The organism is Alteromonas sp. ABH4_453 (assembly GCF_056160665.1).
Genome location: NZ_JBSWXP010000002.1, coordinates 125,306 through 137,595, shown reverse-complemented (window position 1 = coordinate 137,595; position 12,290 = coordinate 125,306). Strand labels below are relative to the sequence as shown.

11 protein-coding genes are annotated in these 12,290 nt (G+C 46.4%); 5 read left to right on the top strand and 6 right to left on the bottom strand.

Translation table 11 applies throughout. The annotated features are described in order from the left end of the window. Positions 1 to 19: 19 nt before the first annotated feature. Entirely contained in the window at positions 20 to 2,677 is a 2,658-nt protein-coding gene (locus ACXAGV_RS04020) for a M14 family zinc carboxypeptidase (RefSeq protein WP_474872103.1), read from the bottom strand. A gap of 160 nt (positions 2,678 to 2,837) precedes the next feature. Between ACXAGV_RS04020 and nfuA the strand changes: the two genes are divergently transcribed. The 4 genes from nfuA (at position 2,838) to ACXAGV_RS04000 (ending at position 6,060) form a co-directional block, all read left to right on the top strand. Continuing rightward, positions 2,838 to 3,416, top strand: a complete 579-nt coding sequence (gene nfuA / locus ACXAGV_RS04015; RefSeq protein WP_014951369.1) for a Fe-S biogenesis protein NfuA — start codon at positions 2,838 to 2,840, stop codon at positions 3,414 to 3,416. A 463-nt stretch (positions 3,417 to 3,879) separates the two neighbouring features. Continuing rightward, positions 3,880 to 4,584 (top strand): aspartate/glutamate racemase family protein, encoded by a 705-nt coding sequence (locus ACXAGV_RS04010; protein ID WP_474872101.1) that lies wholly within the window; start codon positions 3,880 to 3,882, stop codon positions 4,582 to 4,584. An 87-nt stretch (positions 4,585 to 4,671) separates the two neighbouring features. After that, complete coding sequence (locus ACXAGV_RS04005; RefSeq protein WP_014951372.1) at positions 4,672 to 5,055, top strand: VOC family protein; 384 nt, start codon at positions 4,672 to 4,674, stop codon at positions 5,053 to 5,055. Between the two features lie 306 nt (positions 5,056 to 5,361). Further along, the gene (locus ACXAGV_RS04000) at positions 5,362 to 6,060 is read left to right on the top strand and encodes a class I SAM-dependent DNA methyltransferase (protein WP_474872099.1); all 699 of its coding nucleotides are present in this window, start codon (positions 5,362 to 5,364) and stop codon (positions 6,058 to 6,060) included. Positions 6,061 to 6,157: 97 nt separating this feature from the next. Here the strand turns inward: ACXAGV_RS04000 and ACXAGV_RS03995 are convergent, their stop codons facing one another. Further along, a complete protein-coding gene (locus ACXAGV_RS03995; RefSeq protein WP_474872097.1) occupies positions 6,158 to 7,504 on the bottom strand; it encodes an MATE family efflux transporter in 1,347 nt (448 codons plus the stop codon). A 121-nt stretch (positions 7,505 to 7,625) separates the two neighbouring features. On the opposite strand from ACXAGV_RS03995, the gene ACXAGV_RS03990 reads away from it, so the two are divergent. Beyond that, positions 7,626 to 8,852: a polysaccharide deacetylase family protein gene (locus ACXAGV_RS03990; protein ID WP_474872095.1), complete on the top strand. Its 1,227-nt coding sequence runs from the start codon at positions 7,626 to 7,628 to the stop codon at positions 8,850 to 8,852. A 79-nt stretch (positions 8,853 to 8,931) separates the two neighbouring features. Here the strand turns inward: ACXAGV_RS03990 and ACXAGV_RS03985 are convergent, their stop codons facing one another. From ACXAGV_RS03985 to ACXAGV_RS03970, 4 genes are read right to left on the bottom strand one after another with little or no spacing between them, the layout of a single operon-like run. Then, a complete protein-coding gene (locus tag ACXAGV_RS03985; RefSeq protein ID WP_474872093.1) occupies positions 8,932 to 9,519 on the bottom strand; it encodes a GNAT family N-acetyltransferase in 588 nt (195 codons plus the stop codon). Position 9,520: 1 nt separating this feature from the next. Beyond that, positions 9,521 to 10,165, bottom strand: a complete 645-nt coding sequence (locus ACXAGV_RS03980; RefSeq protein ID WP_474872091.1) for an SCO family protein — start codon at positions 10,163 to 10,165, stop codon at positions 9,521 to 9,523. Next, complete coding sequence (gene cyoE, locus ACXAGV_RS03975) at positions 10,162 to 11,079, bottom strand: heme o synthase (protein WP_474872089.1); 918 nt, start codon at positions 11,077 to 11,079, stop codon at positions 10,162 to 10,164. The genes ACXAGV_RS03980 and cyoE overlap by 4 nt, the downstream gene beginning before the upstream one ends. After that, positions 11,072 to 12,289 carry a COX15/CtaA family protein gene (locus ACXAGV_RS03970; protein WP_474872087.1) on the bottom strand — a complete coding sequence of 406 codons (1,218 nt, stop codon included), beginning with the start codon at positions 12,287 to 12,289 and terminating at the stop codon, positions 11,072 to 11,074. Before ACXAGV_RS03970 ends, cyoE begins: the two co-directional genes overlap by 8 nt. Position 12,290: the final 1 nt, after the last annotated feature.

The following is a 12,290-nucleotide window of genomic DNA, read 5'->3' as shown; positions in this document are numbered from 1 at the left end:
CCGCGCCTTTCAAGCTGATTTAGCGAATAAAGTGAGACTGGTAGATTGCATTGGCCAGCATCTTATTCGTGCCATACCAGTACCCTCTAAACTGCGTATTGTCGGTAAAGCCAATGACAACGCCGCGACCCATTTTTTGAGTCGTCACAGCAGTTGATTCAGCCATTAGCGCAACCATTCGTTTGTCACTAAACCCAGCCATGAGAGGCTCATCAGTGTAGCGTGCAGGTGTTATAAAGGGTGAGCTACTGGCCTCCACTATCATATTATTGGTTTTAAACATGGGTAGCGTGTCGTCATCATAGCCGTAGAACAATGGATGAGTATTGTCGATATTCGCTTCAAACACAGCGCCAGCCACTAACTTTCTGGCGTATAACGATGCGCCATCTTTATAGCTGAGTTCGCTTTCATCGAACGCGTTATCAATACTCTCTCGACTAACAATTTCTACGTCTAACCATTTATGTTGAGCGAAATAACGCAACGCGGATTTCTGCCCCACGATCACGCCACCGGCTTTCACCCACTGTTCAATTTGAGTTCTTTCACTTTCACTAAAGCGATATCCACCGCTAGGGAATAAAAGGTGCGTATAAGTAACGCTCGGATCATTAAGCGCGCTTGTCAGATGTTGTTGCTCAACAATACTGGCAGCTAGCCCCACTTTTGTGTCGAAATAGTGCCATATTTCACCTGCTTCGTATTCACTGGTGCCTTCGCCGCCCACTATTAACACTTGTGGCAAGGTAACAGGTGCCATGCTCCGGCTACCCAAATCGTGCCCCGTGGGTGTTAACCCACTGCGCAAACTAAACACAGGCACCTGAAGTTGCTGTTGCGCATCGCGCAAAATGGCCGCCAAATTTTCTGGCTGACCCAGCCCTTTCGGTACAACTATGCTGCCAGGCTGTAGCTCAATGCTGTTGCCATCGTATTTAATAGCGGAAAACGCTTCTTCACTACTACGCACCTTAACGCCAGCTTCCAATAGCGTTTGCAGCATGGCTGGCGCATAGTACTGCTGCCATGAAAACGCATACGCGTATGCGTCTGGGTGAATATCGTTAAGTGCCGGTTGCGCAAGTGCGGTGTTGTCGCTAAGTTTTAGGCTTCGCGCATCGCCCCTATCTAGAGGCGCGTAATCCAAATTGAAAGCCAAAGCTAAATTCCACGTTGATACATCGTAAAACGTGTTGTTTTCAAACGAGGTTTGGGTAGAGAAAATTGACTTTACTAAACGGTATTGAGGCTGGTTTGAAGGAATATAAATCGCGCTACCTGCACCATAGCGAACTTTGCTTACCTCAACATCTTTCGTTAACACCTCGTAATTAATATGATGCTGTTCAAGCAATGCAACAAATGCGTTAAAGCGAGCTGTGTCATTCGATGCACTAACAACAAAACCTACCTGCTCATCCTTTTCAGCCAGTGACTGTGTGCTCTTAACAAAACCCGATTGATAATCGAGAATCGCAGCCTTATTTGCCAATGCGCCTCTAAAAGTGCTTAAAGACGTAGTAATTTGATTTGCTATGGTGTCTTTGAAGGCAAGCTTGCCATTAATAGAATCCTGAATGTGGCCCCGTGAGCTTGCTTGCTCAAAAAGAATACCCACACTGCCGTGTAAATCTGGATAGGTCGAGCCTTTGCCTGCGTAGAAATCGTCAAACGCTTCTTGGGTAAAATAGAGCTCCCCTTGCTCATCAAACGCGGCAGCGTGATACTGGGCAAGCGCTTCAGTTAGCGTTACATTCTCATCAGGCGTCAGTGGATTTTTACGCGAGCGCACACCAGGCTGGAAAAAATAGGTGCTGTCTGTCCCCATTTCATGAAAGTCGGTGAGGATATGTGGGCGCCATTTATGAAACTGTTTAATTCGTGCCTGCGACTCTGGGTGCGCCAGCAATAGCCAGTCGCGGTTCAAATCAAACCAGTAATGATTTGTTCTACCTGACGGCCAACCCTCATCGTGTTCACGATGTCGACTGTCAGAAACCAACTGCTTGCCCTTATGCATATTTGCCCACTGAGCAAATCGAGAAAGCCCATCGGGGTTGAAAGACGGATCAAACAGCACAATATTGTTATTCAACAAGGCATCAATTTCTTTACCTTCAGCCGCGGCCAAATAATAAGCCAACGCAAGTGAAGCATTGGTTCCGGAGGGCTCGTTACCGTGAATACTGTAGCCCATGTAGAAAATAAGGGGAGCATCGCTACCTACTTTCTTGCCGCTTTCCATTGCATCAATGTGTTGCTGCCTCATCGCCTCAATATTGTTTCTATTTGAGGGCGCTGTGATTGTCAGTAACAGAAGTGAGCGGTTTTCGTGAGTACGGCCGGTTTCTTCAATGGTGATACGGTCAGACTTCTCGGCAAGTAGCTTCATATAATTGACGACTTGGTCGTGACGCACATGCCACTCGCCAATGTTGGCGCCTAGTATCGATTCAGGCGTGGGAATAGCTGGGTTGTAGGATACCGTGTCAGGTAAGTATGCTGTCACCGGCTGCCCGCCTACATCAGGTGCAATAGTAACAGTTGAAGCAGAGGCGGGTTGTGCTAATGATTTCTGACTGGCTGTTGCCCCAAAGGCGATGGTACCAAGGGCTAATAATGAAACGAGTGAGAATGGATTCTTTTTGGCGGTGTAATGCAATTTCGCGAACATAGCGCTTCCCGTCTTGTTGTTATGGTTGAGAATAGTGTCGACGTGCACGCCTCTCAACAAATTCGATTCACTGGAATAATTTATTTAATTAATACCTGACTGTTTTACTCAGGTAAATTTGATACAATAATCCAAATTTCAAAATATGTAGGACTTGCTGATGATAACTATATCAGAAGAAGCCCAGGCTCACTTCGTAAAACTGTTGAGTAAACAAGAGTCTGGCACGAATATTCGTGTATTCGTCGTAAATCCAGGCACTTCGTCGGCTGAGTGTGGCGTGTCCTATTGCCCACCAGACGCGGTTGAAGAAACGGATACCCGTTTGCCATTTAATGGTTTCGATGCGGTCGTAGATGAAGAAAGCGCGCCTTATTTAGAGGAAGCGGAAATTGACTACGTTACCGATCAAATGGGCTCACAGTTAACCTTAAAAGCACCTAATGCTAAAGCGCGTAAAGTGTCTGACGACGCACCATTAATTGAGCGAATTAACTATATGATTGAGTCGGAAATCAATCCTCAGTTAGCGAGCCATGGTGGCAATGTTGTATTGACAGAACTGACTGACGACGGCTACGCCATACTTCAGTTCGGCGGCGGCTGCAATGGTTGCTCAATGGTAGACGTAACGCTTAAAGAAGGTATTGAGAAGCAAATGGTTGAGCAATTCGCTGGCGAGCTTAAGGGCGTGCGCGATGCGACTGAGCACCAAGCGGGTGAGCACTCTTACTACTAAGCGTAATATTGCACTTGCTTAAGTGCATATCTCGATAACTATCTCATGCTAAAGCAAGACATTCACAAAAGCTGGCAACGATTCAAAATAGGTCTATCTATTTTCGTTGTCGGCGTCTTGCTGTTGTTTACCTTAGGTGAACTTCATATCACGCTACATTACCTGAGCCTTCTTATATTATTTGTCGGTTTCGCTATCGCCATGTTGGGTTACTGGGGAATTTTTATTCAGCGCTTTTCTTTTATGAAAAACAAAAAGCCACCGCCCAAATTCTGATTACGTCCGGCTCTACGCCATACTTTCTTGCCCTATTCTTTATGTAAGCCTGTCGCTTGCACTCAGTTTTACCCATACTCTACATTACGCTGCTGCCTCCCGTTCATTTATGTTCACCTAGCGCTCGTCTCGAGTTACAGGTAGATTAAAGGTTGTTAAGTGCCGAACAAAATAAAAGGGAGCTGTGGTGAATACAACAAAGAAGCTGGGCCTGCTTGGCGGAATGAGTTGGGAATCAACGGTCAGTTACTATCAAGCCATAAACCGTGGTGTAAACGCTCGACTTGGCGGCCTTCACAGCGCACCGCTGATAATAAGCAGCGTTGACTTTGCCCACATAGAGCAGCTTCAGCATAAAGGAGAATGGGATAAAACCGCCGATATACTGATCCGCGAGGCGAAGAACCTAGAAACAGCGGGTGCAAAAGCCATATTAATTTGTACCAATACCATGCACAAAGTAGCAGCTGACATAGAGCAGAAGATCACCATCCCACTTATTCACATTGCCGACGCTACGGGGCGCGTGTTGCAACAAGATAGGGTTAAGAAAGTTGGGCTACTGGGCACCCGCTTCACCATGGAACAAACCTTTTATACATCCCGCCTTAAAGAGATTTTTGGCATTGAGGTTGTTACTCCAAATGCCCAACAACGAGACACGGTTCATAACATTATTTATGAACAATTATGCAAGGGCGTGATTTGTGTTGAATCCCGTAACGCGTATATTGACATTATAAATGAACTGGCGGCCGAGGGTGCTGAAGGCATCATTTTAGGCTGCACAGAAATTGCCTTATTAGTTCAACAACATCACACCAAAGTTAAGTTATACGATACTACCGCTATCCATGCTTCAGCTGCGGTAGATTTTGCATTAGCTCCCTAAAGCGTTAGCAAAGGGTAAGTAGCGAAACACACATAACCTAACTTTGATAAAAGGGAATTGGCCCTACTATTTTCAGAGGACACAGCTATGTTTAGCCACGTAATGATTGGTGCGAACGACCTTGAAGCATCAAAAAAATTCTACGATGCTATTTTAGGAGTATTAGGATACGAACCAGGCGTTTTTGATGAATACGGACGGGTTTTTTACTATACGCCGAAAGGTATTTTAGCGCTAACAAAGCCGATTAACGGAGAGGCTGCCACACACGGTAATGGCACCACACTCGGCCTTGCCGCTCGAACACCAGACATCGTTGATGAATGGCATAAAGTAGGAAGCGAGAATGGGGGCGTGCCATGCGAGGACCCACCGGGTATTCGAGGCAATGGGGAACGCCAACTGTATCTTGCTTATCTGCGAGACCCAGCGGGCAACAAGCTCTGTGCCACGCACATCGTAAGGAAATAGCTGAAAGTGCTGTCTGCTTAAATGATCACGCTCTTTTTGCAGGCTATTCGCTTTTAGCTGTCTATTTGGCCCAAAGCTCTTTGAATAATAGCGCTTTGGGTAATGCCTAGTTAAGTCTACATATAAGCCCTAACCAAGCGAAACAGCATAGGCGTTACTGTCTGACCACTCAATATCCTAAACGGGTTTCGCCTTTTCTCTTCTTTGCACTTTGCACTTTGCACTTTGCACTTTGCACTTTGCACTATACATTGTTGCTAGATGAATTAACCTTGAACCAGTAAAAGCGCAGCTAACAGAGGGAATATGACACCTGAAGAAACTGGCAAGGCCTACGACACCATTACACACCTTTGGACTCGCCCTGAATTTAATCAGAAAAATGGGTTAACCGCCTACCAAAAAGCATTGTCATTTTTAGCGGACACCCCATCACAAGAGCCTGATAAGGTGCCTAGCGAAGCGCTTGATAAGGGAGAAGCGAGCAATAAAGACAAACCAAAGAAACGAGGTTACGCACTAGACATAGGTTGCGGATGCACCAATCGTTTTGTCCCGGTTATCGAAAGCGCAGGGCTAGCTTACGAAGGCATAGATGTTTCCAAAGATATGCTGGCCATTGCGACGTCCCAGTTACCCGCTCATACCTTCTATTGCGCCGACGTGTGCACATTCACTATCTCCAAGCACTATTCGTTTATTAGCGCTTGGGATAGCTTTTGGCATATTCCCCTAACGCAGCAAGAGCCTTTGCTTAAGAAGCTAGTGGGTCACTTAGACGATGACGGAGTGTTGCTTTTTAGCTGTGGAGGTACAGATGAAAGCGGCCAACACACAAACGAAGTGATGGGCCCAGAAGTCTACTACGCCTCGCTGGGGCTACATAGATACATAGAAATATTGATAGAAGCAGGCGGGTTTATCCGTCACGTTGAATTCGATCAGCACCCTGAACTACACACTATTATCATTGTGCAAAAAAGAACCGCGCAAAAAACACAGTAGCAAAAAAATAATACTGAGTGATGCCCTAGAAAAACTGAAAGAGTCAGCGTGCTCAGCACGCCGTCCCTAAGTAAGGTCAGCGAAGCGTTATAAAACACTAGCTTTGCGGTGTCGCTAGCTCACCGCGTTTATCTAAACGATAAAAGCTCCAGGCCAATGTCACACCGCGAGCGAGTAAAAAGGCAAGGAGAGCATACCAAAGGCTGACGTTACCCTGATCTTGCGTGAGATACCAAACGGGGAAATACACCCCTAACGCACTTATTATCATGGTATTTCTCATTGCGCTGGCTCGGGTAAGACCAACAAATACGCCATCGTACAAAAAACACCAATGCGCTAATAGAGGAAGTAATACCATTAGACCAAGATAAGGTAGCGCAGCTTTTACAATGTCACTATGTTCGGTAAGCAGCGCGATAATGGCCTCACCGCCAGCGAAAAATATCAAGCTATAAATGAGGGCAAAAATACTCGACCAGACTAACCCTTGGTAGGTGCGTCGTTTCACTTCGCTGCTGTCAGACGCCCCCTTGGCTTCACCCACCAGCGCTTCCACACCATAGGCTATGCCATCAAGTCCCAATGCAATAAGAACAAAGAACTGCATGAGTATGGCATTGACGGCCGCCGACGTTTCGCCGTAACGGGCACCTTGAATGGTGAGAAACGCTAAGCAACCCTGTAATGCTAAGTTACGTAATAGCATGTCACCATTAAGCTTCATCAGTACCTTCCGAGCTGCACGGTTAAACCACGATGCACTCACCGCGACACCGCCAACGCGCTTAAACGCTACCGCTAGCGCCATTATAGCCATGGTATACTCAGCGATAATACTGGCCAGCGCCACGCCAGCTACAGACAAACCAAGCCCGAACACAAACACTACATCGAGTCCCGCATTCAATAAATTTCCCACAATTTGAATAGCCATGACGCTGCGCGTTTTTTGCTGCCCTACTAACCATCCAACTAATGCCAGATTAAGCATGGCAGCTGGTGCGCCCCATACCCGCGTCGAAAAATAGTCTTGAAGATGCAGGGCAACTTCACTGTTTGGCTGAGTTAAAGCTAAGCCTATAGACAAAATAGGAGATTGAAGAGCAAGTACCACAGCCCCCAACACTAGAGCAACCGCCACCGTTTGCCACAGCACTTTTGCTGACTCTAATGTATTGTTCGGTGAGCCTTTAGCTTGTGCACTCAAGCCTGTTGATGACATGCGAAGAAACCCGCACACCCAGTATATTTGCGTTAAGATAAGTGCGCCCACCGAAGCCCCTGCAAGCATGGCTGGTAAAGACATGTGTCCCAAAACCGCGGTATCCACCAAACCTAATAGAGGCGTAGTAATATTCGCTAAGATCATGGGAAGCGCTAACGCCAACAGACGGGAATGGTCGTCAAAAAAGGAGCGCTGAATTAGTTGGGCAGGGGACATAAATGATCTCAGTAGGGGTTAATTTCGCTATATACTATCAACCTATGCAGCGGCATAAGTGAAATGCGTACCAACTTGACCATGTATAAGATTGGCCAAGTCGCATTATTTGGAGTTTACCATGCTATTGAATTTGATTAGGCACTCAGTGGATGATGATATGAAAACCAACAATGTAATTCAAAATAGAACGACGAGTCGTACGCGTTTGAAGATCTTATCTTCAATGCTTGCGGGAATTTTCAATGTTTTGTTGGTCTCACCTAGCATTGCTTCAGGCTCAGATTCAAACCCTGTTGCTGATGCGACTTCCACTACAAAGGAACAAAGTGGTAGTAACATCGGCTCTAGTGTGAGCACCACGCCTAACGCCGCCATTTTGCTTTATCACCATGTGTCGTCTTCAACACCAGCCAGCACCAGTATTTCGCCTGAAGCCTTTAAATCGCACATGGAATACTTGGACGCACACCACACTGTTGTTTCGCTTCAGGACGTTGTTTCTGCGATACAACACAACACTACACTGCCAGACAATGCGGTTGCGATTACGTTTGACGATGGCTACGCAAATATTTTAGACAATGCTCACCCAATACTGGCTGACCTAGGTTTTCCCTATACCGTGTTTATCAACCCTGATGAAATTGGCGTAGGTCCTAAGCAGCTAACATGGGAGCAAGTTATTGCTATGCATAACGATGGCGTTGTTTTTGCCAACCACACGCTAGACCACCTTCATATGCTAAACGGTGAGCAAGCAATGGGCGAGCGCGCATGGCTGGAGAAAGTTTGGCAGAACGTAGAAAGTGCTGAAAAGAAGATTGAAGATAAACTGGATGTTAGCCTTAAATATTTAGCGTACCCGTTTGGTGAATACAACACGGCGCTCGCTAATAAGCTCAAAGCTGAAGGTTACATAGGATTCGGGCAGCATTCCGGGGCTGTGGGCCCATCTAGCGACATGCAGGCACTACCGCGCTTCCCCGCGGCCGGTCCTTACGCCAATTTGGCAACGCTAAAGACCAAGCTTAATAGTCTTGCCATGCCAGTGACGCAAAGTTCACATAAAGACCCTCGTATGACAGCGCGAAACCTGTCATCGCCCATTAGTTTAACGATAGACAGTGACGATGTTCGCCTTACACAAGTAAATTGTTTTTTCGGCGGCGACCCTATAGAGACTAGCCTAGAAGAAAATGTGCTTACGTTTACCCTTGATGAAACGCTTCCAGTAGGACGTTCACGTGTGAATTGTACAGCACCGTCTCATACGCAATCAGGGCGTTATTATTGGTACTCTACGCCCTTCTTTGTGGCAGATGAGAACGGCAATTACCCAGACTAGGGCATGTCGATAAGGCGCATCTAGGCTTGAGCGCGAGCGCATATCGATTGGGCTCGCGCTTATATAAGGAAACGTTTACCTATACAGGTTTAGAAAACCGAATAAAACCTTTATTTATCGACTCTTCCACAAAACTATGACGCTGATAGAAACGAATGGCTGGCACGTTCGACACTTCAACATCTAGTACCACCTTACGTTTGTTCAGTTTTTCTGCTCGCGCTTGCATAGCATCTACCAGTATCGTTCCCACGCCCGTTCGACGGGCGCTTTCTTCAACAGAGAGATGGCCTATCATGAGTTCGGTATTAGTAGGCGGCGTAAGATTGATGGCCACGGTCTGATTGCGCATGAGCACTGTCATAGCCTCATCGAGGGTAAAGTACGATGTGATGCTATCAAGGGTCGCCCTATCAAATGTTGCACCTAGTTTGCTGTGCCAAGAGGTCACAACGCCGAGTACTTCGTCACCGCTACACGCCACCCAATGATTCTTAAAGCCATATTGCCCGCCACCGAGTTCCCATGCATGAGACAGGTAGCCGTCGGCCGTTTTATTTTTATTATGTCCAAAAATAGACGTTAATAATGACTGCGCCGCGTTCAATATGAGCGGCGTAGTTTGCGCAGCATCAGATGCTACACCTTGCCTTATTTTGATTTCCATATTACTGCTTCGAGATTATTATTGGCATATCAGCCAATATTTGCTGGGAATCACTTATCGATAGCTTTCCTGGCTCTCTTTTTGGTTTGAATCTTCCTATCACCCTAGCTTCAGGGTCGACAAGTACGACAGATGCACTGTGATCAACTAAATAGTTGGGGTTATCGGTACTTTCAGCAATGGCATACATCATTCCTAAATTACGTACAAAAGGGAATAGCGCCTTGTGCTCTCCAGTAACGGCAATGAACTCCTCATTAAAATAGCTCACATACTCTGAAAGTCTTTCAATTGAATCGCGATTTGGATCAACGGATACAAAAACAACTCGAGTAGGTTCGACACTATTTAATGCTTTTAGTTCAGGATATATGCCGTTCAGTTCAGCCATGGTAGTTGGGCAAATATCGGGGCAGAAGGTATAGCCCACAAATACTAAGCTCCACTGCCCTTCAAGCGACGAATTATCAAACACTTCACCTTCATGAGATGTAAGTGAAAACGGTGATAATGCTCTCGGCTCTGGGTAAGTCTGAAAGTATTCAGGCTGATTTTCAACATTTGGGGGCGCGATATACAGCGCCCCTACGATGCCTGCACATAGCGCTAAAAATGCAACAAGGCCGACGGTAGTTCGTTGATTCATAAACTCAGTGGTATGTAGTGATCTAAGAGTAATACGACAAACAATACCATGAGATGAATAATTGAAAACCTAAAAGTTTTCATTGCAGTTTGTGGCTCTGCATCGAATTTTAACTTTAATGCATAGTATAAAAACCCAATGTTAAGCACACTTGAGCCAATCAAATAAATGAGATCGCTCATGCCTGTAAGGTAGGGCAGCAAACATACAAGCCCCAACAATACTGTATACAGCAACACTGACGTTTTCGTAAATGATACACCGTGGGTTACCGGCAGCATAGGTACCTTCGCTTTGGCGTAATCTTTTTCTCTATGAATAGCGAGCGCCCAAAAATGCGGCGGCGTCCAAGTAAAGATAATCAGCACTAAAAGCAGGGCATGGGCATGTATTTCCCCTGTAACCGCGGTCCAACCTAGAAGCGGTGGAGCAGCCCCTGCTAAACCGCCAATCACGATGTTTTGCGGTGTCGCTCGCTTTAAATACATCGTGTAGATAAACGCGTAGCCTACTAAACTTGCTAAGGTTAACCACGCGGTTAGCATATTCACAAAAAGAGCCAACACTACAAATCCAACCACACCTAAAATGCCTGCAAACCACAGCGCGTTGTTTACGCTAACCTTGCCTTTTGCGACGGGGCGATTAAATGTACGCGCCATCACACTATCTATCTTATGGTCGACAACGTGATTAATAACCGCAGCAGACGCAGACAACATACCAATACCCAATAAGCCACAGATAAGTACGGTTGCGTTTACCCACGAAGGCGTAGCTAAACACATGCCTACTAACGCAGTTAACAGCAACAACATGACGACATTAGGCTTAGTCATTTCATAGTAATCTCGCCACGTGACTACATTGTGCTGACGTGAAGTACGCGCATGTAAAGAGACCGATTTAGCCATGGAAACCTCCTGGAGCTTTAGGGAGAATATGAGAAGACGTTGACGCGTTTAAAGGGTCGTGCAAAGGCGCTTCGTGGATGCTAAATGCACCTGCCCCCTGCAGTGGTTTCGAACCTGAGAATGAGCCTGTATTTCGTTTTTCTGTACCGAAGACGTTATCGTTTTCTAGTGCCAAAAATACGGTAAAAATGAGGTGGAGTAGGGAGAGAAGTAACACAGCTGCGACCGCGTTATGCATTACAGCGACAGCCAGTGGCAGCATAAAGATAATGTTGCTAAGTCCTAATGCCACTTGCGTGCACAATGCGACCAACATAAACGCACCCACATATTTTTGTTTACTTGTGGTGTAGCGGCTTACCAACACACTTATACCTAGTGCTAGCAAGTATAAAAACGTGATGACCGCGCCGAACCTATGCACTATGTGCATGGTAACTCGTTCGCCGTAATCGTGAGCACCAAACTCATAGTTGTCTGCATCAGGCACACTGAATGCACCTGCCAAATCAATTCTTCCCTGCCAACCGCTTTCACAGACCGGCATTTCCGTACAGGCTAACGCGGCATAATTGGCAGAAGTCCATCCACCAAGAGCTATCTGGGTAACAAGCACGCCAAGCCCAATGAAGGCGAAAAGTTTAAGGTTTCGCTGAAAGACTTTGGCTTGAGGTAAGTCGGTAATATCCTGTTCATGCATATCTGACGCTATGGGCGCTTGTTTAGTTTTCGATGCATCACCTGCGGTGTTGCGCAAGCGGAGGTAGAGAATAAACAGGCAAGAGAGTACAGAGAAGCCCCCCAGTAAATGCCCCATAACTACGACGGGAAGCAGATTGAGCGTCACGGTCCACATACCAAGTGCTGCCTGGAAGATAATGAGTCCCAGCAGTAACAGAGGTAGTTTAACGGGCGTACCTTTGTCGCGCTGCCGAATAGCAATAATGGCAATAGCCAGTACACACAGCCCCAGCGTTCCAGCAAAATAGCGGTGAATCATTTCATTCCACGCTTTAAATGCCTCAACTGGACGTTCGGGAAAAGCGGCGTTGGCTTGTGCCACTTTTTCCTCACTCAAAGGCACGGTTAAGTTACCGTAGCATCCAGGCCAGTCGGGGCATCCTAGCCCCGCGTCGGTCAAACGCGTATATGCACCGAGAATAATAACGACTGCCGCCAAAAAAATACTGAAAAGGGTTAATTTTTTCATG